The 23275-nt window shown below is 31.7% G+C and carries 25 protein-coding genes and 2 tRNA genes; 14 read left to right on the top strand and 13 right to left on the bottom strand.

Translation table 11 applies throughout. The features are described 5' to 3' along the window. The first annotated feature begins 3 nt into the window (after nucleotides 1-3). From GQS07_RS07705 to GQS07_RS07735, 7 genes are all read left to right on the top strand, one after another. Nucleotides 4-909 (top strand): TIGR01777 family oxidoreductase, encoded by a 906-nt coding sequence (locus GQS07_RS07705; protein WP_158210303.1) that lies wholly within the window; start codon nucleotides 4-6, stop codon nucleotides 907-909. A gap of 186 nt (nucleotides 910-1095) precedes the next feature. Then, entirely contained in the window at nucleotides 1096-1647 is a 552-nt protein-coding gene (locus tag GQS07_RS07710) for a nucleotide exchange factor GrpE (protein ID WP_158210304.1), read from the top strand. A gap of 36 nt (nucleotides 1648-1683) precedes the next feature. Then, nucleotides 1684-2817, top strand: a complete 1134-nt coding sequence (gene dnaJ / locus GQS07_RS07715; protein WP_158210305.1) for a molecular chaperone DnaJ — start codon at nucleotides 1684-1686, stop codon at nucleotides 2815-2817. Nucleotides 2818-3006: 189 nt separating this feature from the next. Beyond that, a complete protein-coding gene (locus GQS07_RS07720) occupies nucleotides 3007-3927 on the top strand; it encodes an ABC transporter ATP-binding protein (RefSeq protein WP_158210306.1) in 921 nt (306 codons plus the stop codon). A gap of 1 nt (nucleotide 3928) precedes the next feature. Further along, complete coding sequence (locus GQS07_RS07725) at nucleotides 3929-5239, top strand: ABC transporter permease (protein ID WP_158210307.1); 1311 nt, start codon at nucleotides 3929-3931, stop codon at nucleotides 5237-5239. 36 nt (nucleotides 5240-5275) lie between these two features. Next, nucleotides 5276-6439 carry a sigma-54-dependent transcriptional regulator gene (locus tag GQS07_RS07730; RefSeq protein WP_158210308.1) on the top strand — a complete coding sequence of 388 codons (1164 nt, stop codon included), beginning with the start codon at nucleotides 5276-5278 and terminating at the stop codon, nucleotides 6437-6439. Nucleotides 6440-6442: 3 nt separating this feature from the next. Next, nucleotides 6443-7081, top strand: a complete 639-nt coding sequence (locus GQS07_RS07735; protein WP_158210309.1) for a DEAD/DEAH box helicase — start codon at nucleotides 6443-6445, stop codon at nucleotides 7079-7081. Nucleotides 7082-7137: 56 nt separating this feature from the next. Here the strand turns inward: GQS07_RS07735 and GQS07_RS07740 are convergent, their stop codons facing one another. The 6 genes from GQS07_RS07740 to GQS07_RS07765 form a co-directional block, all read right to left on the bottom strand. Further along, nucleotides 7138-7410 (bottom strand): hypothetical protein, encoded by a 273-nt coding sequence (locus tag GQS07_RS07740; protein ID WP_158210310.1) that lies wholly within the window; start codon nucleotides 7408-7410, stop codon nucleotides 7138-7140. 248 nt (nucleotides 7411-7658) lie between these two features. Further along, nucleotides 7659-7732 (bottom strand) — tRNA-Met (locus GQS07_RS07745). Between the two features lie 410 nt (nucleotides 7733-8142). After that, nucleotides 8143-8538: a hypothetical protein gene (locus GQS07_RS07750; protein ID WP_158210311.1), complete on the bottom strand. Its 396-nt coding sequence runs from the start codon at nucleotides 8536-8538 to the stop codon at nucleotides 8143-8145. Nucleotides 8539-8541: 3 nt separating this feature from the next. Then, nucleotides 8542-9213 (bottom strand): J domain-containing protein, encoded by a 672-nt coding sequence (locus GQS07_RS07755; RefSeq protein WP_158210312.1) that lies wholly within the window; start codon nucleotides 9211-9213, stop codon nucleotides 8542-8544. 6 nt (nucleotides 9214-9219) lie between these two features. Further along, the gene (locus GQS07_RS07760; RefSeq protein WP_158210313.1) at nucleotides 9220-9636 is read right to left on the bottom strand and encodes a hypothetical protein; all 417 of its coding nucleotides are present in this window, start codon (nucleotides 9634-9636) and stop codon (nucleotides 9220-9222) included. A 387-nt stretch (nucleotides 9637-10023) separates the two neighbouring features. Beyond that, a tRNA-Met gene (locus GQS07_RS07765) sits at nucleotides 10024-10097 on the bottom strand. A 147-nt stretch (nucleotides 10098-10244) separates the two neighbouring features. On the opposite strand from GQS07_RS07765, the gene GQS07_RS07770 reads away from it, so the two are divergent. Beyond that, nucleotides 10245-10631, top strand: a complete 387-nt coding sequence (locus GQS07_RS07770; protein WP_090408846.1) for an START-like domain-containing protein — start codon at nucleotides 10245-10247, stop codon at nucleotides 10629-10631. A 54-nt stretch (nucleotides 10632-10685) separates the two neighbouring features. Further along, entirely contained in the window at nucleotides 10686-11528 is an 843-nt protein-coding gene (locus GQS07_RS07775; protein WP_158210314.1) for an aminotransferase class IV, read from the top strand. On the opposite strand, the gene GQS07_RS07780 is transcribed toward GQS07_RS07775, so the two are convergent. The 5 genes from GQS07_RS07780 to GQS07_RS07800 all read right to left on the bottom strand — a co-directional run bounded on the left by GQS07_RS07780 (nucleotide 11525) and on the right by GQS07_RS07800 (nucleotide 16128). Further along, the gene (locus GQS07_RS07780; protein WP_158210315.1) at nucleotides 11525-12091 is read right to left on the bottom strand and encodes a YqgE/AlgH family protein; all 567 of its coding nucleotides are present in this window, start codon (nucleotides 12089-12091) and stop codon (nucleotides 11525-11527) included. The genes GQS07_RS07775 and GQS07_RS07780 overlap by 4 nt on opposite strands. A 108-nt stretch (nucleotides 12092-12199) precedes the next feature. After that, the gene (locus GQS07_RS07785) at nucleotides 12200-12481 is read right to left on the bottom strand and encodes an HU family DNA-binding protein (RefSeq protein WP_158210316.1); all 282 of its coding nucleotides are present in this window, start codon (nucleotides 12479-12481) and stop codon (nucleotides 12200-12202) included. Nucleotides 12482-12647: 166 nt separating this feature from the next. Further along, entirely contained in the window at nucleotides 12648-13592 is a 945-nt protein-coding gene (fmt, locus tag GQS07_RS07790) for a methionyl-tRNA formyltransferase (RefSeq protein ID WP_158210317.1), read from the bottom strand. After that, nucleotides 13589-15487, bottom strand: coding sequence for an ATP-dependent DNA helicase RecQ (locus tag GQS07_RS07795; RefSeq protein ID WP_158210318.1), 1899 nt, complete (start codon nucleotides 15485-15487; stop codon nucleotides 13589-13591). The genes fmt and GQS07_RS07795 overlap by 4 nt, the downstream gene beginning before the upstream one ends. A gap of 107 nt (nucleotides 15488-15594) precedes the next feature. After that, on the bottom strand, nucleotides 15595-16128 hold the full coding sequence (locus tag GQS07_RS07800; RefSeq protein ID WP_158210319.1) for an AAA family ATPase: 534 nt from the start codon (nucleotides 16126-16128) through the stop codon (nucleotides 15595-15597). 119 nt (nucleotides 16129-16247) lie between these two features. Between GQS07_RS07800 and GQS07_RS07805 the strand changes: the two genes are divergently transcribed. The 5 genes from GQS07_RS07805 (at nucleotide 16248) to GQS07_RS07825 (ending at nucleotide 20175) form a co-directional block, all read left to right on the top strand. Beyond that, entirely contained in the window at nucleotides 16248-16532 is a 285-nt protein-coding gene (locus tag GQS07_RS07805) for a DUF493 family protein (protein WP_158210320.1), read from the top strand. 100 nt (nucleotides 16533-16632) lie between these two features. Beyond that, complete coding sequence (locus GQS07_RS07810) at nucleotides 16633-17349, top strand: DUF4290 domain-containing protein (RefSeq protein ID WP_158210321.1); 717 nt, start codon at nucleotides 16633-16635, stop codon at nucleotides 17347-17349. Then, on the top strand, nucleotides 17349-18662 hold the full coding sequence (gene murA / locus GQS07_RS07815; RefSeq protein WP_090408794.1) for a UDP-N-acetylglucosamine 1-carboxyvinyltransferase: 1314 nt from the start codon (nucleotides 17349-17351) through the stop codon (nucleotides 18660-18662). The genes GQS07_RS07810 and murA overlap by 1 nt, the downstream gene beginning before the upstream one ends. 113 nt (nucleotides 18663-18775) lie before the next feature. After that, nucleotides 18776-19315, top strand: a complete 540-nt coding sequence (locus tag GQS07_RS07820) for a transposase (RefSeq protein ID WP_158210322.1) — start codon at nucleotides 18776-18778, stop codon at nucleotides 19313-19315. Beyond that, nucleotides 19315-20175: an IS3 family transposase gene (locus GQS07_RS07825; protein ID WP_233269331.1), complete on the top strand. Its 861-nt coding sequence runs from the start codon at nucleotides 19315-19317 to the stop codon at nucleotides 20173-20175. The genes GQS07_RS07820 and GQS07_RS07825 overlap by 1 nt, the downstream gene beginning before the upstream one ends. A 49-nt stretch (nucleotides 20176-20224) precedes the next feature. Here the strand turns inward: GQS07_RS07825 and GQS07_RS07830 are convergent, their stop codons facing one another. Both GQS07_RS07830 and aroQ read right to left on the bottom strand, forming a co-directional pair. Continuing rightward, nucleotides 20225-22717, bottom strand: a complete 2493-nt coding sequence (locus GQS07_RS07830) for a DUF5686 family protein (RefSeq protein WP_158210323.1) — start codon at nucleotides 22715-22717, stop codon at nucleotides 20225-20227. Then, on the bottom strand, nucleotides 22717-23133 hold the full coding sequence (aroQ, locus tag GQS07_RS07835; protein WP_158210324.1) for a type II 3-dehydroquinate dehydratase: 417 nt from the start codon (nucleotides 23131-23133) through the stop codon (nucleotides 22717-22719). Before aroQ ends, GQS07_RS07830 begins: the two co-directional genes overlap by 1 nt. Nucleotides 23134-23275: the final 142 nt, after the last annotated feature.

The following is a 23275-nucleotide window of genomic DNA, read 5'->3' on the forward strand; positions in this document are numbered from 1 at the left end:
ATTATGCGTATTTTAGTTACAGGTGCGACTGGATTGATAGGAAAGCAATTGGTGCATAAACTATTAGAAGAGGGATATGAAGTCAATTACCTAACAACAAATAAAGAGAAGAAAGAAGGTGTGCTTATTGGAGCAAAAGGCTTTTATTGGAATCCTTACAAAGGAGAGATAGAAGAAAATGCTTTGGATGAGGTACATACCATCATACATTTAGCGGGTTCAAATATTTCAGAATCGTGGTCAAAAGCGGGAAAAGCGAAGATAGTAGAAAGCCGTATTGTTCCGAGTAATTTTATTTACGAGCAGTTGGCTAAAAAAGCACATTCTGTTAAACAGATCGTTTGTTCATCTGCCGTTGGTCTTTATGCAAATAGTAGTAAGTGGCAAAGTGAGGAACAGTATTTTGAAGCAGATAACTTCTTGGGAAATGTTGTTTCTCAATGGGAGGCTGCTAATTTGAGATTTCAAGAAATAGGAGTTAAAGTGAGCTTAGTGCGCATAGGTTTAGTTCTTGCTAAAGAAGGAGGGGCTTTACCTCAAATCGCTAAGATGGCAAATTGTTATCTGGGAAGTGTGTTAGGCGATGGGAAACAGTTTTATTCGTGGATACACATAAAAGACTTAGTAGGTATATTTTTGTTTTTGACAAAACACGAAATAGAAGGCGTTTACAATGCTGTTGCTCCAAAACCAGAAACAAATAAATCGTTTACCATAGGCTTGTCAAAGGTTCTGAATAAAAAGATTTTGTTACCAGCAGTACCTAAATGGGGTTTAAAAATTGTAATTGGAGAAAAAGCAGTACTTGTTGTAGAAGGACAACGCGTAAGTAGTGCGAAAATTGAAAAAGCAGGATATGTGTTTAATTATTGCGAATTAAAGACTGCTTTGCAAGAAATATATAAATAAAGAAATGTGCTTAGGCACATTTTTTTTTGTTTAATAGAAAGTTGTTTTAGGTAGAAAGAAGAGTAAATAGCAGTAAGATAGAATTTTACTAACTGACTAAAAAATGTCATTATGACAGAGAAAGCAAGTTGGCAAAGGATTTGCTATTTAGTGAGTGTAAATTATAAAATTTAATTTGTCTAAACTATGAATACTGAGAACAAAGATATAAACAAAGAGCAAGAGGAAATTCAACAAGATGTAGATCAAACAACTGAAGGAGCAGCTGCAGAGGGAACAACTGAGCAATTGAGCGCTGAAGAAGAAATGACTATAAAATTGGCTGAAGAGAAAGATAAATTTATTCGCTTATTTGCTGAATTTGAGAACTATAAGAGACGTACTGCTAAAGAGCGTATTGAGTTGTTTAAAACAGCAGGAGAAGAAGTTATGTCAGCTTTATTGCCTGTAATGGATGACTTTGATCGTGCAGTAACTGAGTTAGAAAAACACGGAGAAAGTGATCATTTAACAGGAATTAAATTAATCTCTAACAAGTTCAAAGATACTTTGTCAAGCAAAGGATTAGAAGAAGTAGCTTTAAAAGCAGGAGATAGCTTTGATGCAGATGTGGCAGAAGCAGTGACACAAATTCCGGCAGGAGATGATATGAAAGGGAAAATTGTTGATGTAATTGAAAGAGGATATAAATTAGGAGAGAAGATTATTCGTTTCCCTAAAGTTGTAATTGGACAATAATCTTTCGATAACAAAATATATAAAGAGTTTACAACGATGAAAAAAGATTATTACGAAATACTTGGTATAGATAAAAGTGCAGATGCGGCAGCAATTAAGAAGGCTTACCGTAAGAGAGCGATTGAATTTCACCCAGACAAAAATCCTGGTGATAAAGAAGCTGAGGAGAAATTTAAAGAAGCTGCAGAAGCTTATGAAGTATTAAGTGATGCTGATAAGAAAGCTAAATACGACCAATATGGTCACGCTGCATTTGATGGCGGATTTGGTGGTGGCGGAGGCTTCGGCGGAGGTCATATGAATATGGATGACATCTTTAGCCAATTCGGTGATATTTTTGGAGGTGCTTTCGGAGGCGGAGGTGGCTTTGGAGGTTTCGGCGGAGGCGGAGGTCAACGCAGAGTGAAAGGAGCTAACCTTAGAATTAAGGTGAAGTTAACTGTAGAAGACATCGCTAATGGTGTTGAAAAGAAAATAAAAGTTAAACGTAAAGTTCAAGCACAAGGTGTAACTTATAAAACATGTCCAACTTGTAATGGGTCAGGTCAGGTAACTAAGATTGCAAATACAGTATTTGGACGTATGCAAACTGCATCTCCTTGTGGTGCTTGTCACGGAAGTGGTCAGATTATGGATCACAAACCGGCAGGTGCTGATGCAGATGGTTTAATTCTTAATGAAGAAACAGTATCAATCAAAATTCCAGCAGGAGTAGCTGAAGGAATGCAATTGAAAGTTTCTGGAAAAGGTAATGAAGCTCCAGGTAAAAATAATGTACCAGGTGATTTACTTGTTGTGATTGAAGAATTAGAACACGAAACATTAAAAAGAGAAGGTGAAAATCTTCATTATGACTTATACATCAGCTTTGCTGAAGCTGCTTTAGGAGGATCAAAAGAGATTGATGCTGTAAACGGAAGAGTGCGTATTAAGTTAGAAGAAGGTATTCAATCTGGTAAAATATTGCGTTTGAAAGGTAAGGGATTACCAAGCTTGAATAGCTATGGTAACGGGGATTTGTTAGTACACGTGAATGTATGGACTCCTAAAAAACTTACAAAAGAACAACGCGCATTTTTCGAGAGTATGAAGGAAGATGAGAACTTCCAACCAGCTCCTTCGAAGAGTGAAAAATCTTTTTTTGAAAAAGTAAAAGAAATGTTTTCTTAGTCTGATAAATATTTATACATTTGCAGGACACTTATTAAACAGTGGATTTTCTTTTTCATAGCAATTTTTCCCAACCTTATTTTTCCAAATAAGGTTGGGTTTTTTTATATAATATCGAAATTGCTTTTCCTCCCTCTAATAGTTATGAAATAAATAACTATTTTTACACAAATTAATAGACTTGACCGAATGCAACCTATATTAGAAGTTAAGGATGTAGTAAAAAAATACTCCGATAAAATAGCATTAAATAACGTGTCGCTAACTGTACCAAAAGGTACTATATATGGACTTTTAGGTCCAAATGGTGCAGGTAAGACATCGTTAATCCGTATTATAAATCAAATTACTTATCCTGACGCAGGGCAAATCTTGTTAGATGGTCAGGTTTTGAATCCAAGCCATATTAAAGATATCGGTTATATGCCTGAAGAAAGAGGGTTGTATAAAACGATGAAGGTTGGTGAACAAGCAATGTATTTAGCGCAATTAAAAGGATTGTCTAAAGCAGAAGCTAAAAAACAATTAGACTACTGGTTTGATAAATTAGATATCAAAGGATGGTGGGATAAGAAGATTCAGGAGTTGTCTAAAGGGATGGCACAGAAGATTCAGTTTGTCGTTACTGTACTTCACGAACCTAAGTTGCTAATTTTAGACGAACCTTTTTCTGGTTTTGACCCAGTAAATGCAAATATCATCAAAGATGAGATTATTGAGTTAAAGGAAAAGGGAAGTACTATTATCTTTTCTACACACAGAATGGAGAGTGTAGAAGAAATGTGTGATTACATCGCTTTAATTAATAAATCAAATAAGTTAATTGAAGGTAAATTAGTTGATGTTAAACGTCAATATAGAACACATTTGTATCAAGTAGGGATTCTTACAGATAATAAACAACGCTTACACGATGAGTTGAAAAGCAAGTTCAGTTTTCAATCAACAGCTTTTAAGTCCTTAAATGATGAGGTACAGTTAGAGATTAATTTAGGAGAAAGAATGCCAAACGAATTGTTGCATATTTTATCTCAAAATGGTCAGGTAACACATTTCGTAGAGAAGTTGCCAACTGTAAATGATATTTTTATTCAAACTGTAAGTAAGTAAAATGAGCATATTATCCTTAATAATAAAAAGAGAGTTTATTGCAAAAGTTCGCAATAAATCATTTATCGTAATGACTTTTGCAAGTCCACTTTTCTTTGTAGCCCTAACTTTATTTGTAGGGTACTTAAGTACATTGAAAGGAGATATAAAAAAAGTAGCTATTCACGATGAGAGCGGTTTATTTGTTAATCAATTCGTCAGTAACGAAGAATTTGATTATCAAGATTTATCTGCCGTTGATGTATCGATATTGAAAGATAGTGTAAACGAAGAAAAATACGAAGGGATTATCTATATTCCTAAAGCAGAAAATATAGGTGATTACCAAAAAAATATAACTTATATATCTAATGATAGTCCGAGTTTAAGCTTTGTGAGTAAAGTAGAACTACTATTAGAGGATAAGTTAACACACATTAACCTGAAAGATAGTGGTATCGACTTAAAAGTGATTGATGAGGCTAAAGCGAATGTGAATTTAAACCTTACAAAAGCATCTGGAGAGGCTACTGTTAAAGGGTTAAATGAAATAAAAATCGTTATTGGCGGTTTGTTTGGTTACTTTATTATGATGTTCATTATCATTTATGGAAATATGGTAATGCGTTCTGTAATTGAAGAAAAAACAAATAGAATTATAGAGATCATTGTTTCATCAGTGAAACCATTCCAATTAATGATGGGTAAGATCATTGGTACTTCAATGGCTGGTTTATTACAGTTTTTAATTTGGGGAGTAATTGGTGCGGTATTATTGACGATAGCGAGTGTTGTTTTAGGAATAAACGCTACACCAGGAGTAGCGTCAGCAGAGGCTTTACAAGCTACTTCTATGATGTCTCCAGAGTTAATGCTTGATGTACAAAACTATGTAGGTGAGATTTTGACTTTACCTTTAGTTTCTTTGTTTGTTTATTTCTTAGTATTCTTTATAGGAGGGTACTTTTTATATAGTTCTTTGTATGCAGCAATTGGAGCTGCAGTTGATAATGAAACAGATACACAACAGTTTTTATTTCCAATTTTATTGCCTTTAATGCTTGGAGTGTATATTGGATTCTTTACTGTCATAAAAGACCCACACGGTTCGATTGCTACAATATTTTCAATGATTCCATTTACATCGCCGATTGTAATGCTTATGCGTATTCCTTTTGGTGTACCAATGTGGGAAGTTTTATTGTCTATTGCTTTATTATTTGGTACATTTATTCTTGTTGTTTGGATAGCAGCGAAGATTTATCGTATTGGAATATTAATGTATGGTAAACGACCTTCTTGGAAAGAGCTATATAAGTGGCTTAAGTATTAATTGAAGTTTAGAAATTTGTAGTGCATTATGGGGAAAATGTCAAAGATTTTAATAGTTGAAGATGAGGCGTCAATCCGCAGAGTCTTAGTTAAAATATTAGAAGAAGAATCGTCTGACTATGTTGTTGATTCAGCAGAAAACGGTGAAGAGGCTTTGAAGAAAATTGTAAGTGAAGATTACGATTTAGTTATTTCAGATATAAAAATGCCAAAGATGGACGGTGAGGAACTGTTAGTTGAGGCAAAGAAAATAAAGCCAGAAGTGGTTTTTGTTATGATATCAGGTCACGGGGACTTAGAGACTGCAGTTAATACAATGCGTCTTGGAGCCTTTGATTATATATCAAAACCACCAGATTTGAATAGATTGTTGACAACCGTTAGAAATGCTTTAGACACGAGTAAATTGGTTGTTGAAAATACAATCTTGAAAAAGAAAGTGAGCAAAAAATATGAGATGATAGGAAATAGTGAGCCTATCAATCTTATAAAAGATATGATTGAGAAGGTTGCTCCAACCGAAGCAAGAGTACTGATTACTGGACCTAATGGAACAGGAAAAGAGTTAGTAGCACATCAATTACACTTGCAAAGTACAAGATCACAGAATGCTTTGATTGAAGTAAACTGTGCGGCTATTCCTTCTGAATTAATAGAAAGTGAATTATTTGGTCACGTTAAAGGAGCTTTTACTTCTGCAGTAAAAGACAGACCAGGTAAATTTGAACTTGCTAATAAAGGAACTATTTTCTTAGACGAAATTGGAGATATGAGTTTGTCTGCTCAAGCAAAAGTGTTGAGAGCATTACAAGAGAATATGATCACAAGAGTAGGGGCAGAAAAGGATTTAAAAGTAGATGTACGCGTAATTGCGGCAACAAATAAAGACTTGCGAAAAGAAATTGCAGAAGGTAGATTTAGAGAAGATTTATATCACCGATTAGCAGTTATTTTAATTGAAGTTCCTGGGCTAAATGATAGACGTGATGATATTCCGTTATTGGTAAATCACTTCGTAAGTCAGATAGCAAAAGAACAAGGTACAAGTCCGAAAACATTCTCGGCAGAAGCGATTAGTCTTTTGCAAGAGTACGATTGGACAGGTAATATTCGTGAGTTGAGAAACGTAATAGAGAGATTAATTATTTTAGGAGGCAAAGAGGTTTCAAAACAAGATGTTGAGATGTTTGCAAACAAATAGCATATGAAGTTAAAAAAGATAAATGAGATTTTACAAGGGAACTTGGCAGCTAATGGATTAGTGGAACCAACGACTCTTCAAAAGAAAACTTTTGGTCAGATTAAAAGTGGGATTGATGTTGTAATTGCAGGTCCTAAAGAAGAGGGGAAAACAACCGCTATGGTTATTGCAGCTCTTCAAAAATTACAAAGACCAATTGAGGGAGAAATTGCAACAAGAGTTTTGATTGTTGTAAAGGATAAGTTTGAAGTAGAGCGCTTAATGGAAGTGTTTGAACTTTATGGAAAAGGAATGGACCTTGAAGTTTATGGGGTTCACGACTTTACAGACTTGGATGAGGATAAAAATCAGATGTCTTTAGGGAATGATATCTTAATTGGTACTTGTAACCGTTTAAACGAGATGTTTAGTAGTGCTGGTTTTGATGTGAATCAACTTCAAATGTACATCATTGACGATGCAGATATTCAATTGAGAAATCGCTTAGAACCACGTTTGTTCAGATTGTCTGATAGTATTGGTAAAACACAACGTGTTTACTTTATGAAAGATTATGTAGAGCAGATTGATATGTTTGTTGATAAAACAATGACAGAAGATGTTGAGTGGTTTGATTTCTACGAAGAAGATGAAGAAGAATAGGCTTTTTTAAAGCGTTAAATAAAGATTTAGGGGATTGTGTAAGCAATCCCCTTTTTTTATTCATAAGAGAAGCTAATTAGCGCAAATATGATAATGTATGTTATGATAATGATGAATAAGGCACCACTGCGTTTAAGAATAGCATTTTTAAAGGATTGCCTATGTTTCAACATATCTCTTAACAAACGAATTAGTACCACTGAAAGCGCTATTAAAAATGATATGTGTAATACCAATTTTAAAGGGTCTAAATCAACTTCTTGTTGCACGTTTAAAATAGCGTGGTAAAAAAGAAGAGGACTGTTTACATTTGAAAGTAAATAAAACATATTAATCACTTTTAAGGTTAATTAATTGTATGCATTAATTATGCCTTAGTAAAGGCAGATTTCTTAAAGTTACTTATTTTTTTTAAATAACCTGAAAGTTTAGGAGATGGTTTTCGCGTTTAAATATGTTGATTAACAGTAAAGTAATATTTGTTTTAGAGGGACGTGTACATTGTAGTTGACCTCAAAGAAGTGGTATATAGATATAAAAAAAGGACATAATCTGTAGATTATGTCCTTTTACCTTGTAGCGAAGACGGGAGTTGAACCCGTGACCTCAGGGTTATGAATCCTGCGCTCTAACCAACTGAGCTACCTCGCCATATAGACTGCTATTACTTCTGTAATGCGAGTGCAAATATAGAACAAAAAGATTACAATGCAAGCGCAAACACTGATAAATGCTGATTTTTTTTAAAGTTTTTTATTTTGAATTGGCTTTAGAATTTAGTGTGTTGAGTAATTTTGTTTGTAGATGTTTAAAAATGAAAAGATTAAGGATTCAGTCTCTTCTGTTGTTATTAAAATAACTTTTTAAAAATATTTTTATTTTTTTTAGTCTATAAAGTTTGGCAAGTGATTTTATGTGTGATTTGTTGTCTGTACGATGAGTATTGTCAACTTTAAAATGTTGATTAGAGTACGTGAAAAGTAGTTTATCAATGATTAGTTAAAACAAACAAGCCATTCAGTAGATGTATTATGATTGATTGAGTAGATTGTTATGGCAAATTAGTTGTTTATAATTTGTTTGTTAATCTTAGTGATTTGGTACAAATTATTTAAAAAGCGAAAAACTCCATAGAGGTAAGAACCTACAAATAATGCCATAGCTACTTTTAAAAATAAGTAAATAAGCCATCCTATCAGAGGTAGAAATAAGAAAAACTGCGAAGTAAAGTTGTGCAGTAGTTTCCAACCAGCAACAAATGAAGCGCCTACATAAAAAGCTGCTCCATAAAGAGATAAGAGGTAGTTCCAAGTAAATAATTCTTTAGAAGGAAATGATGGGCGGGTTACCATAAAATATGCGAGTAAAACCATAATAACTCCACCGATTAACATATCTCTATTGTCTTTTTTAAGGGCTTCTTTTTTGTTTAATAGGTTGTAATATTGAGAATCCATTTTCTATTTTTTTAAATTGTCTTTTAATATATAGCCAGTCTGTACTCCATTTTCAGTAGTTACGTTTACTTTGAAAAAATATTTAGTAGTACTAATGCTGTCAACTTTATGTCCTTCTGCTAATGTTGTTATAGGAGCTGTTTGTATATCCGGTACTTTAAATAGCTTGGTTGCAGTTGAAGTTTGCCAAGATTCTTTTTCAACGTTTTTTACTGGTGTTACAGCACTTTTACTTTGAAAAGGAGAGAAGAATAATATAATTAGAAATGCTGCTCCAATAAGCTTTGCAATATTACTTATAGAAAGGTTTTTTTTAGGTTCAGTTTTATTGATATAAGACAGTTTGCTTTTATAAGAGTTTATTTGTTCTGCTATTTTATGATGGTTTTTAATCCACTTTTCAATTTCTGGATTAAAAACAACTCTCTTGTAGTTTGACTGAGCAGACGAATATGAATTTGTGTTTTGTTGATAAAACCCAGAAGATGTAGAAGAAGATGAAAGAAGTGTGTTGTATGCAGTGTTTATTTTCTTAAACATATTGCTTAAAAATTCATCACCCCCTGTTTTATCTGGATGATACTGTTTTGCTAATTTTCGATAAGCAGTTTTGATTTCATCTATTGAAGCATTTTCATCAAGGCCTAAAATTGTATATGATTCTTTTTTATTCATTCTTCTTTATTTAGTTTGATGCCAATTAGTAACTTGATCCTCCCAAATGTTAATAACCAATTGTGAGCTTCCATTAGCGCCATATTTCCATACTTGTCCTTTATTTGTATTAAAAACAATATCATTAGGAGGTCCCATAGCTACTTTAAGTAAAATTAAAGGCATATTTTCGAATATATAACCTTTAAGAGCCTTTTCAATCCAAACTGAAGAGTAGTGTTTGGCTAACTCATTTGTTAAAAGGGATTCATTGTTTTGATTTGTTTTTTCAGCTTGAAGTAGATTGTTTTTTAATAATTGAATATGTAGATTTCGTCTTGTTTTTTGTTTCTTATCTTGATAAAACCAATAAAAAAAGTAACATACAACGATAAGTAATCCAATGTAAAAAAGAGGTTCTTCAGGTTTTACTGCTTCATTCATAGTGTTTTCGAATAGTAATATTCACAAAAATACACTATTTGATTAGAAAAACTATTTTAATAATATATTGTTAAGGTTAAATGGAGTGAAGTGATAGAAAGCTATTTGTTCTTTTAAATAAGTTAAGTATAGGTAGTTTTATAGATAAATAAACTTAATTTAGTTAGCGTAAGAGTATACTATAAGAAAGACTTGTGTGAAAATTAATGCTGTGTAAGAGGTAATGTAAAAGTTAAGTATTTTAAGAACAGATAAGAAAAGTAGCTTATATTAAGTATGTTATAAGATTCTTATCAATAGTAATTACTATTTTATTAAAGGGAAGACATAGGTCAATAGTAGGTATAAAAAAAGGACATAATCTGTAGATTATGTCCTTTTACCTTGTAGCGAAGACGGGAGTTGAACCCGTGACCTCAGGGTTATGAATCCTGCGCTCTAACCAACTGAGCTACCTCGCCATTATTTGGTCTTGCTATTACTTCTGTAATGCGGGTGCAAAGATATAATAAAATTAATACAATGCAAATACTGATGTAATAAAAAAATATTTTTTTATTTAAAAAAAATGTCTATATTCGAAAAAATTAAAAATTAAAGCTATGGCTATGAAAGAAAAATACGAACTTGAATTTCCGATAAATTCTTCTCCGCAGTTACTGTTTCAGTATATTTCTGATCCATCTGGATTAAGCGAATGGTTTGCTGATAATGTAAACTCAAGAGGAGAGTACTACACTTTTATTTGGGGAGATTCCGAAGAAAAAGCTCGTGTTGTTACTCGTAAGACAGATGAGAGAGTTAAATATAGATGGCTGGATGAAGATGATAAAGATACAGAATATTACTTTGAGTTAAGAATTAATAGAGATGAGCTAACAAAAGATGTTACAATAATTGTTACTGACTTTGCAGAGCCAGATGAGATAAATGAATCAAAACAACTGTGGGAAAATCAGATAATGGACTTAAAACAAGTTCTTGGATCTGCATAATTCCATAAAATATAACTTATATTTGCCGTTAATAGTAATCAGAATAATTGAAATATGATTAATGTTAACGGCAAAATTGTTTCTAATAGTGAGATATCATTAGAAAATAATAGAGGGTTTTTATATGGAGATGCTGTTTTTGAAACAGTTAGAGTATTAGATAATAAAGTTTTATTTGTAGAGGATCATTATTTTAGATTAATGTCTTCAATGAGAATCTTGAGAATGGCAATTCCAATGGAGTTTACAATGGAATATTTTCAAGAGGAAATTATTAAAACAGCACAGGCTTTAGATAGTAATGCAAACGCTATTAGAGTTCGTTTTAATGTTTATCGTGATGCAAATGGTAGATATCTTCCAACTGATAGAAAGATTGGTTACATCGCAACCGCAGAGCGTTTGGATCAATCGGTTTATGGCTTTGATGAAGTTGCATACGAAGTTGAGCTATATAAAGATTTTTATGTAACAGCACATTTACTATCAACACTTAAAACAAATAATCGTTTGATAAATGTTACAGGTAGTATTTTTGCTGATGAGAACGGATATCAAAACTGTTTTTTATTGAATGATAGTAAAAATATTGTAGAAGCTTTGAATGCTAATATTTTTGTTGTTAAAGATAAAGTGGTAAAAACTCCACCTTTAAGTGATGGATGTGTAAAAGGTATAATGCGTAAACAAGTAATGGAATTACTTGAGAAACACCCTGATTATACATTGGAAGAGGTTTCTATTTCTCCTTTTGAATTACAAAAAGCAGATGAGATTTTCTTGACTAATGTTATTACAGGTATTCAAGCTGTTACTAAATACCGTAAGAAGGAATTTAAAAATGATCTTTCAAAAGATTTATTAAATAGATTAAATGCAAAAATCCGACTTCTTTAATTGAAGTTCGGATTTTCTGGTGCATTTAGCCAGATGGAGTAATCTTGGCCTAATGATTTTATAGCTTTTTTCCATACTTGTTTAGAGGGAATTGTCAAAAGAGAATCATATTCAAATTTATCAATAGTTATCCAATAGTTATCTTCTATTTCATTCTCTAATTGATTAATATCCCATCCTGTATAGCCTAAGTAAAACCGTATATCTTCTTTAGAGAGTACTCCAATATTTATTAGGTTTAAAATGGTGTCGAAATCACCTCCCCAATATATTTCTTCGTTTATATGTAAAGAATTAGGTATAACATCTGGTCTTTTATGTATGCAAAATATTTTATCCTGTTCTACAGGACCTCCTTCATAAATAGTATGGTGTGCATCCGTTGTAGGAATTAAATCATTTAAAGTTACTTCAAGGGGTTTGTTAAGTACAAATCCGACAGAACCTAATTCTTCGTGGTCTGCCAATATGATTAGTGATCTCGAGAAAGATAAATCAATCAAGTTAGCAGAAGGTAAAGAAATAAGCATATCACCTTTAGAGATGTTTTTTTTGTTTGTCATTTAGAAAAAAAAGGTATTGTTGATAACCTAATATACAAAAAAAAGACCTCATTTAATAAAAATGAAGTCTTTTTAGATCTTTAAAAAAAGTATTTATTTTATTGATGCTTACTTTTTCTTATTTACAGCGCCTTCTAATTCAGAACCAGCTTTGAATTTTACAACTTTTTTAGCTGCAATTTTAATAGTTTTTCCTGTTTGAGGATTTCTACCTTCTCTTGCAGCTCTATCAGTCACAGACCAAGAACCGAAACCTACTAATGAAATTTTATCTCCTTTAGCTAAAGTTGTTTCGATGTTTGATAAAAATGATTCTAATGCTTTTTTAGCTGCTACTTTACTGATTTCTGCATCTTTAGCAATCGCGTCGATTAATTCTGTTTTGTTCATAATAATTTTTTTTAATGGTTAACTTTATTAACGTCCTCTTACAAATTTAGGGCTATTCTCTTATAAAACAAGTGTTTTGCCCAAAAAAATAGAAAAAGTTAAAGTTTTATTTTGGTTTTTTTTAAGTCAAAGTCACTTTAGTATTAAAACCTTGATTTTAATGCTGTTAAATTGCTTTTGCTTCCTCTGTAAAAGAGACTCCGTTTAGCAATTCGTTTGCTTTCATTGGTTTCTTTCCTGGGAATTGTAATCTTAGAATATTAATGAAACCATCTTGAATCGCTACTCTTATTTCCTTCTTTGTATGAGTTATTGTACCTAATGGTAAATTGTGTACTTCTTTTTCAAAAATAGTTTCGTACAATTTTACGTTCCATTCTTGTTCCTTATCTGTAATTGTACACCATGCAGTAGGGTAAGGGCTAAGTCCGCGAATCAAATTGTGAATAGCAGCACCCGGTTTTGAGAAGTCAACTTTAGTGTTGTCTTTATTTAGTTTATAAGCTGTCTTTGTTTCCTCTTTAGGTTGAGTAGTTGTTACAACTTTGTCGTTCTCTATTAAAGAAAGCGTTTCTATTACTGTTTCTGCTCCTAAAAGCATTAACCTGTCATGAAGTTCGCCTGCACTTTCGTTCTCATCGATAAGAGCTTCTTTTTTCAGGATAATTGCTCCTGTATCTATTTTTTCGTCAATAAAGAAAGTTGAAACACCTGTTTTTGTTTCCCCATTGATAATCGCCCAGTTAATAGGTGCCGCACCTCTATAGTCAGGCAATAAAGAAGCGTGTAAGTTGAAAGTTCCTAATTCAGGCATTTTCCAAACTACTTCGGGTAACATTCTAAAGGCAACAACCACATTCAAATTAGCATTGTAACTTTTAAGTTCTTCTAAAAAAGCTTCATCTTTAAGGTTTGTAGGTTGTAGGATTGGTAGGCTTTTTTCAAGAGCATATTCTTTAACAGCAGAATATTTTAGTTTTTGACCTCTACCAGCTGGTCTATCAGGTGCAGTAATTACTGCTACTATATTGTATTTATTTTGATACATAGCATCAAGGATTCCAACTGCAAAGTCAGGTGTTCCCATAAAAATGATACGTAAGTCTTTCATATTATTAGGTATTGATTTTTATCGTTTGGTTTTATTTTATTCTCTTCAAGTAACACTTGAATAGCATATGAGATTTCATCTTTTGTAAATTGATTTAATAAGTCAATATCTTTTATGCTTAAAGGTTTTTCTTGTATGAGTTTATAAATTTGTGATATAACATTTACTTTTTCTTTAGAAGTAGAATTCAGTTTTTTCTTCATACAAGTAGAGCACGTACCACAATCTTTATCTAATTCTTCATCAAAATATTTTAAAAGAATTCTGTTTTTGCAAATATCTTCATTTTGAATATAAAACAGTAAAGAGTCGTATTGATTTATTTTTTTCTCATTGTATAGTTTTAAATGAGGGAACGTTCTGAATAAAGCTCTATCCTCTTCCCAAGCTTCATTAAATATAACTGTTATGTCATTCTCTTCAGGAGTGAATCTGCATAGTTCTTGTTGTTGACATTCTTGTAAGCATTTTACGATGTTTTCTATTGTTTCTTCTGTATGTTGAGAAATAATATCAAGATTTATATCAGTTTCATATTCGTAGATACCAGGATAGGTTCTAAGAATAAACAATAAAATGTTTTCATATATTTCGTTATCATATGAGAAATCTAAGATATCACTACTTGAAGCTGTAAAAATTAGTTTTGTTTTATTTCCAGTATTTTGAGTTAGACGTATTACTCCTTGTCTGTCTAAAAATTGTAAAGCGTTATATGCTTTACGGTAAGCGAATTTATTGTGAAAACAAAATTGATTAAAATTAAAACTATTTACGCTATTGTAACCTTCGCCATAGGCTATTCCTAAAAAGTTGTTTAATTTTCTGTAAAGTAGTTTTAAAAATTCTTTATCAAACAAACTATCTTTAAACTGGGTTGTATTTTGTTTTAGTTCTTGATCAGTAAATAATATTGTAGCAAATGCTTTGTTGCCATCTCTACCAGCACGTCCTGCTTCTTGGTAATAGTTTTCAATATTTTCAGGAATCTGAATATGAATGACATTTTTCACATTCTTTTTATCAATTCCCATTCCAAAGGCATTTGTTGCAACTATGATAGGAGATTTTTCTTCTATCCAGTCTTGCATCCTTTTTTTCTTCTCATTTATAGTCAGTCCACCATGAAAATAAGTAGCACTAAAGTTGAGTTGATTTAAGCGTTGGGCAAAGAAAAAAGCTTCTTTTCTCGTTCTAACATATACAATACTTGGAGCAGGGTTTTTTCGTAAAATTCTCTCTACAATGTTTATCTGATTTTCTACTTTATAAACTCCATAAATTAAGTTTTCTCTATAAAAGCTTTTCGTAAAAATCTTAGGTTCTATTAATTGTAGATTAGTACAGATATCTTCCACTACTTTTTGGTTAGCAGAAGCAGTTAAAGCAATGATAGGTGTGTTAGGAAATAAATTGCGAAGTTTTCCTAATTCTAAATAAGAAGGTCTAAAATCATGTCCCCATTGAGAAATACAATGTGCTTCATCAATTGCAATTAAATTGATATTAAGTTTTTCTATTCTTTCTAATATCCACGTTTGTTGTAAGCGCTCAGGAGAAACATAAAGAAATTTGTAATTACCATACAGACAATTATCAAAGATTGCATCTATCTCGTGCATTGGCGTACCTCCTATAATTGCAGTAGCTTTTATATTGAGTTTGTTTAGATTATTAACTTGATCTTCAATCAAAGCGATTAGAGGAGAAACAACTAAACAAGTTCCTGGCATAACTAAAGCAGGGATTTGGAAGCAGATACTCTTACCTCCACCAGTTGGTAGCAAAGCAAAAGTGTCTTTTGCTTTCAGAACAGAATCAATAATCTGTTGTTGGGGTTCACGAAAGCTATCGTACTGCCAATACTTTTGAAGTATTTCAAGGGGTGTAACCATAATCTGTTAACTACAAGAAGTTTTGTAACGAATATAAGTATTTTATGGTAAATAAAAGGGTTATAGTTAGAAAACTATAACCCTTTTAGTGTAATTGTGATATTTTATTAAACTTTACTTAAAATAAAGTCTATTCTATTTTCAACTGTATCGCGAGGAACTTCAATTAAATCATATCCATATTTAGAATATGTGTTAATTAAGTGTTCGTGAATTTCGCTTGCTTCTTGGAAACTTTCATAACGTTGTTCATCACTAATGTAAATATTTTCCCAAGGTGGTAACAAGAAAATTTGATGATACATATGCTCTTTGCAAGCTGCATCAAAACTTTCAGGGTAATTATCCCCTTTGTAGTGCATATAAGCTAATACATCAGGTATTCCTCTATCTATAAATACAATATTGCTTTTTTCGCAAATTGCTTCTTTATGTTGCTTAATTCTCCCTTCTAAAAGTAATTGACTAAACAGTAAAGGCTCTGTTAAAAATAGTTGGTCAATTCCTTTTTGTTGAGCTTGTTTAGTTACCTCACGAGATATTTCTGGATAGCAAATATATCCCTTCTTAGTAAGTTCGTTAATCAACGTCGTTTTACCAGATCCTGGGCCTCCTATGATTAAGATTAATTTTGTGTTCATTTTGCTGTAAATATCAAAGGTGCAAAATTACAATAAAATGTTTGCTATGAAAGAGTTTTAACGACATCTTTTGAAAATACTACATCTAAAAATGATTATATTTGCCTAATAAAAAGATTATGGACGAAAAAACACAAGACTTTTACGCAAGACTTAAAGAGCAATTAGAGAGTGATACAAATTGGCCAAGACCTTATTTATACAAATTCATTGTGCCAGGTGATGCGAGTAAAATTGCTCAAGTAGAAGAAGCTTTCGACGGTTGTAAAGCTGATATTCAAATCAAAAATTCAAGTACAGGTAAGTTCTCAAGCGTATCTGTAAAATTAAATGTCAATAATGCTCAAGAAATTATTGATAAATATATTGCAGTATCTTCAATAGAAGGTATTGTTTCTTTATAACTTCGTTTTAATTTTAATTAGAACATTTATTTTATTGCGAATTCCTTTTTTAGTATATTTAGCTGAATTGATTTCGCATCATTTATAATTATAATATCCTATGAATTTTAATTCTCGAGAAGCAGTAAATAATTTAGATTACAATACTTCTAAAAAAGCTCTTGTCATTCCAGAGTATGGTCGTCATATGCAAAGTTTGATTGACCATGTTTGTAAAATTGAAGATAGAGAAGAACGAAACAAAGCTGCGCGTTATGTAATTAGCGTAATGGGGAGTATGAATCCTCACTTGAGAGATGTGCCTGATTTTCAACACAAATTATGGGATCAATTATTTATGATGTCAAAGTTTGAATTGGATGTTGATAGTCCTTTTCCAATTGCTACGCAAGAGACTATTTTTAGCAAACCTGAAAAATTAGCGTATCCTCAAAATCACCCTAAGTATAGATTTTATGGTAATAATATTACCTATATGATTAATAAAGCTATTGCCTGGGAAGATGGAGAAATGAAAGATGCTTTAATTATGGTTATTGCTAATCATATGAAAAAAAGTTACTTGAGCTGGAATAAGGAAACAGTTAAAGACGAGGTTATTTTTGAACATTTATGCGAATTGTCAAATGGAAAAATAAACTTGTTTAAGAAAGAGGAAGAGCTATCTACTACAGCAAATCTAATTCAAGTAAATAAAAAACAATCAAATAAGGCTAATTTCACAAGCAATCAAAAGAACGCGAGTACAAATAGCAATAACAATAATAATAAGAAGTTTAAAACAAATAATAACTATCACTCTAAAGGTAAAAAATAATGAGTACTTTCAAAATAGAAGGAGGATTCCAATTAAAAGGTGAGGTGCACGCGCAAGGAGCTAAAAATGAGGCTTTGCAAATTTTATGTGCTGTTTTACTTACACCTGAAAAGGTAGTTATTTCTAATATTCCTGATATCATTGACATTAATAAGTTAATCGAGTTATTGGGTAATTTAGGGGTTAAAATAGAGGAATTAGGACCTAATAAAAAGTCTTTTCAGGCAGATGATCTAAATTTAGATTATTTAGTTTCTGACGATTTTAAAAGTGGAGGAAAAGCACTTAGAGGTTCTATTATGATGGTAGGACCATTATTAGCTCGTTTTGGAAAAGGATATATTCCTAAACCAGGAGGAGATAAAATTGGAAGAAGAAGATTAGATACGCACTTTGATGGGTTTATCCAATTAGGTGCAAAGTTTAGATATAACAAAGAAGAGTATTTCTACGGAGTTGAAGCTGAAAAGTTAGTAGGAGCTGATATGTTACTTGATGAAGCATCTGTAACAGGTACTGCAAATATCTTAATGGCGTCAGTTTTAGCTGAAGGAAAAACTACAATTTACAATGCTGCTTGTGAACCATATATTCAACAACTATGTAAGATGTTGATTTCAATGGGAGCAAAGATTGAAGGTGTAGGTTCTAACTTGTTGAAAATTGAAGGAGTTAAGGAACTTTTCGGTTGTGAACACGCAATGCTTCCAGATATGATTGAGATTGGTTCTTGGATTGGACTGGCTGCAATGACTAAAAGTGAAATTACAATTAAAAATGTAGGGTGGGAACATTTAGGTGTTATCCCAAATACATTTAGAAGATTGGGGATTACGCTTGAAAAGAGAGGTGATGATATTTATATCCCTGCTCATACAGAAGGATATGAAATTCAAAGCTTTATTGATGGGTCGATCTTAACAATTGCTGATGCTCCATGGCCTGGATTAACACCTGATTTATTAAGTGTTATTTTAGTAGTGGCAACACAAGCAAGAGGAGAGGTGTTAATTCATCAAAAGATGTTTGAAAGCCGTTTGTTCTTCGTTGATAAATTGATTGACATGGGAGCTAAGATTATCTTATGTGACCCACATAGAGCAGTGGTGATTGGACACGACTTTAAATCTCAGTTAAAAGCAACTAATATGTCATCTCCTGATATTCGTGCTGGTATTTCTTTATTAATTGCTGCACTTTCTGCTAAAGGGGTTAGTGTAATTCAGAATATTGAACAAATTGATAGAGGGTATGAAAGAATTGATGAAAGATTGAGAGCTTTAGGTGCGCATATCGAGAGAATAGAAGATTAAATATAATTGTCTTAGTTTTTATAAGAATAAGACAATAAGTAATATAAAAAAGGCTACGTGTAAAACTCACTAGACATGCCCCAAAAAGTTAGACACTTTTTGGGGCATTTTTTATGAGTAGAAAACAGAAATATAATTATGAATTTAAGTTGCGGTTAGTAACTATTATTTTGGAAGGGAAAGACAGTATGAAGGGACTTTCTCGATCAGAAAAAATCAGTGAGTTTAACCTTTATTTTTGGTTTAAACTATATGAAGTTTATGGAGAACAAGGATTACGTGGAATCTTCCAAAACAAATTCACTATAGAAGAAAAAGTTCATATTATTCAGGAGCATCAAAATAGTGATTTATCTTTGACAGATACCTGTGTTAGATATAGAATCTCAAATCCTTCTGTCTTATTCCAATGGATAAGAAAATTTAAAAGTGAGGGATTTAAAGGTTTAGAAGATAATCGGGGTGTACATTTAAAGAAAAATAAAACAATTACCTCAATGACAAAGAAAAGCGCTATTCCTGGAATCAAAAGTTCAATGACTGATTTAGAAAAATTGAAAATTGAAAATGAATATTTACGTGCAGAAATTGCTTATCTAAAAAAGTTGGAAGCCTTGGCTCAAAGCAAACAAGCCAAAAAGAAAAAGCCGTAATAGTTACGGAGCTAAGGCGCGATCATAATTTAAAACATCTACTACACTTAGCTGGGCTAGCTCGTAGTTGTTATTACTACCATACAAAGAGTGTTTCTTTTTTGGACAAACATGTGAATTTAGTCAAACATGTAGTTGATCTCTATAATAAACACAAAGGATTGTATGGATATAGACGTATTGCATTGGCTCTTAGAAAAGAGTTAGGAATACCTGTAAACTTTAAAACTATCGCTAAGATAATGAGGGAATTAAATCTTAAAAGTATAATTCGAGCTAAGAAATACAAATCTTTTAAAGGAGATGTTGGTAAAGCAGCAGAGAATATACTTCAACGAAATTTTAAAGCTACAGAGCCTCATCAAAAGTGGGCTACTGATGTAACAGAATTCAATGTAAAAGGTAATAAATTATACTTATCTCCAATTATTGATCTGTTTAATGGAGAAATAATTAGTTATAATTTATCAACTTCTCCAAACTTTAAACAAACCCTTGATATGCTAAATAAAGCATTTAAAAGAAGAAAAAAAGACAAAGCAACTGACATAGAAACCATACTTCATTCTGATCAGGGATGGCAATATAGATTACAGAGATACCAGAATAAGTTAATTGATAATAATATTAAACAAAGTATGTATAGAAAGGGAAACTGCTTAGATAACGCTATAATCGAAAATTTCTTTGGAGTATTGAAATCAGAACTATTTTATTTAAAGAAATACAACTCTATAATGGAATTAACGAAGGAGATAAAACAGTACATAAAATATTATAATAACGAGAGAATACGTATTAATTTAAATGGAATGAGCCCAGTAGAATACCGAGCTCATTATATTAAAAAGATTGCATAACTTCGTCCAACTTTTTGGGGTCAGTCTACACGTAGCCTTTTTTTATTCTTTATTTTTGAAGTAAATCCAATATTTTAATCCCAAAAACGACTCCGTATTTATTTGGAGCATCAGCTGATACAGCGCGGAAGTAGTCTATTCTAAATGGTCTAAACTTACCAAAACCAACGTTGTTCAATCCAATACTAAATTCGCCATACACATCTTTGTCTGGCACGTGTAGCATATGATATCCGGCAACTAATGAATATCTCGTTTTATTTAAAAGAGGAATTTTGTTGATGATAAACCCTCTAAAGTCGTGTTCTAAGTGTAATTCTATATATGATTTGTTTGTACTGTATTCATAATAAGGTAATAAGTTAAAGTGCTTGTTATACACAGCAGATGAACCTATAAAAGTGCTATTACCATTAAAATGCTTATAGTCTGTAAAAGCAATATTGTTTTGTTCTAAATATTTACCAGCACTTAAACCAATATATAGATTACCAATGTTTCCAATGTTGTCATTGTATTTAGTTGATAATGAAACATAAGTGTAATTGTAATCACTTGTTGTTGAGTTTAATGCTTTTTCTAAATTTAAAAATAGAATAGGGTATTTAGATGTTGGTATATATTGTTTTCGATTAGGGTAACTTATTATTTTTTGATCAAACACTAAATTGAATCCTATGTTTAATTTAAAGATCTTGTTGTCTTCGAATGGATGATTTTCTGTATCATTTGGATCTAATGGATTATTTGAAGAAAAGGTTAAATGTGGTACGAAAGGTGGTGTGTTAATGTGATTACTCAGTGCTTTTCTTGAGGAGTATTCTAAGCTTGTTGTCAGTTTTAATCCATTAAAAGCATATTGTTCATATTGCAGTTTAAGAAAACTCTTTTGAAAATATTTCGCATAGTTCTTACCAAACCAGGCACTTGCAAATGAGTTAATAGGTGTTTTAATCGGATCATCTTGGTTGAATTGTAAGATTGAACTTCCTCCTGAAAGCGTAACTTTATTGTAGTTCTTTTGGTTGAAAATATGAGATGCATATCCTGAAACTCGATATTTGTTTTCTGACACTCCGTAATTAACAATTGTACCCATTTGTGTTTGTTGGAAGTCATCGTAATCTTTTACGTAGTCAAGTCCAGTGGTAACATTAAACCCTTGTACGGCATTAAAAGCAAATGTTGAAAGCAATCCCCTATACGAATAAGAAGTAGCTTTATATGAGTTAATGTATTGGTATCCTTTGACTAATTTAAATAAAGTAAAATTATTAGATCTTTTATCTATTGAATCTAATGTAGCTTTAGTTCCCTCTTGTGCAAAAATAGTTTGTGAGTTAAAGGTCTCAATCTCTTTTTGTTTCAAAGTATAAGGTCTTAGGTTGTCCCAGTAATCTTCTGTTTTGTTTAGAAAGTTATTAGAATATTGAATAAGCTCATTAGAGAAATCACTTTTATGTAAAGTGTTGTCATATTGGTAATCACTATAAATGGCGTCAAATTGACCAGTAAAGTTGAAGACAAGAAACTTTCCTTTTAAATAAATATTCTGTGAACTCTTTATGTATTTATTAAAACTATTATCGTGTTTATAATTTTGAACTAATACCAATTGCTGTATATGTTTTAGCCCAATATTTTCTCCATTCATTGCAGCATATAGGTGTGTTACTTGCCACTGATCACTCGTGATAGTCATCGATCCTTTCATAATGGGTTCTCTATCTCTTTTGGGAGTAAACTCTATTTCATATAGCGTATTACCATTGCTATCTTTGTTAATGCTTTTAACTGTAAAATAGTAATATGTTTTAGCGTAAGGCATTAGTGGAGAGACTAAATTAAACTGTTTTGAAGCGACTTTGTTAGTCAGACTAATATCACTATCAGAAGCAGTTAAAAAGTATAAGTCCTTAGAAATACCTACCTCCTTAAGACCAATTACCTTTTCTGTCGTGTGATTTTCATTTAATGTTGTAACCTTAGAGGAAATTTCACCGAGGTAAACAAAATTTCCTGATGGATCAATATCCAATGAAGGGTCTAAATCTTTTCTTTTTTGTCCTAAGAAAGAGTTTCGGGAAGTTGCTAATTGTAAGTTTCCTTTAGAATAGTAGTCAAAAGAATACTTAGTTAAGGTATTTTGTTTCAAATTTTTTGAAACTAATCCCATTATAAATAAGGCATATTCATCTTGAGGATTTTCATAAAAAAAATCTACTTGGTCTAAAGGTTTTAAGATAATATCCCATTGACCATTTGGAGTGTTATTATCAGTATATTCTAATTTTTTTGTGATATGATCTTCTTCTTGTATAAAAATTATGTCTTTTTGATTTACGCCAATTTTAAAAATACCATCTATGTTAGTAGTTGTTTGCCTATCAGTATTTTTGACAAATACCTTCGCATTAGGCAATGCTTTTCCGTTAGGAGAGGTCACTCGTCCTAATATAGAAGCTGTTTGACAGTAAGCATTACAAGTAATAAGTAATAAAACTATAGTTGTAATTACTGAATTAAATAGATATTTTGACATTAAATTTGAAAGGATGCTATAGCTAAATCATAACTTTTTAATCCAAAACCAACTATTGTTCCCTGACAAACACTTGATATATATGAATGTTTTCTAAATTCTTCACGCTTGAATGTATTCGAAATATGAACTTCGATGACAGGCGTTTCGATCGCAGCAATAGCGTCAGCAATTGCAATAGACGTATGTGTATAGGCACCTGCATTAAGGATTATTGCATCATAAGAAAAGCCTACTTCGTGTAATTTATTAATAAGTTCTCCTTCAATATTAGATTGGTAGTATTCTAATTGTACTTCTGGATAGTTGTTTTTTAAACGAAGAAAATACTCTTCAAATGATTGATCCCCATATATAGTAGGCTCTCTTTTTCCTAATAAATTTAGGTTAGGACCATTAATTATTAATATTTTCATAGCCATTTAATTAAGTAGTAACAAATATATTATATAATAGTATAGGTGTACTATTAATTCACTCTATATTATGTTTTTTGTGCTTTACTTTTATTTATAAGACAAAAATGTAATTATAGTTTTGTTAATGTTTGGTTGTTTT

The organism is Myroides phaeus (assembly GCF_009799805.1).
Lineage (GTDB): Bacteria > Bacteroidota > Bacteroidia > Flavobacteriales > Flavobacteriaceae > Flavobacterium > Flavobacterium phaeum_A.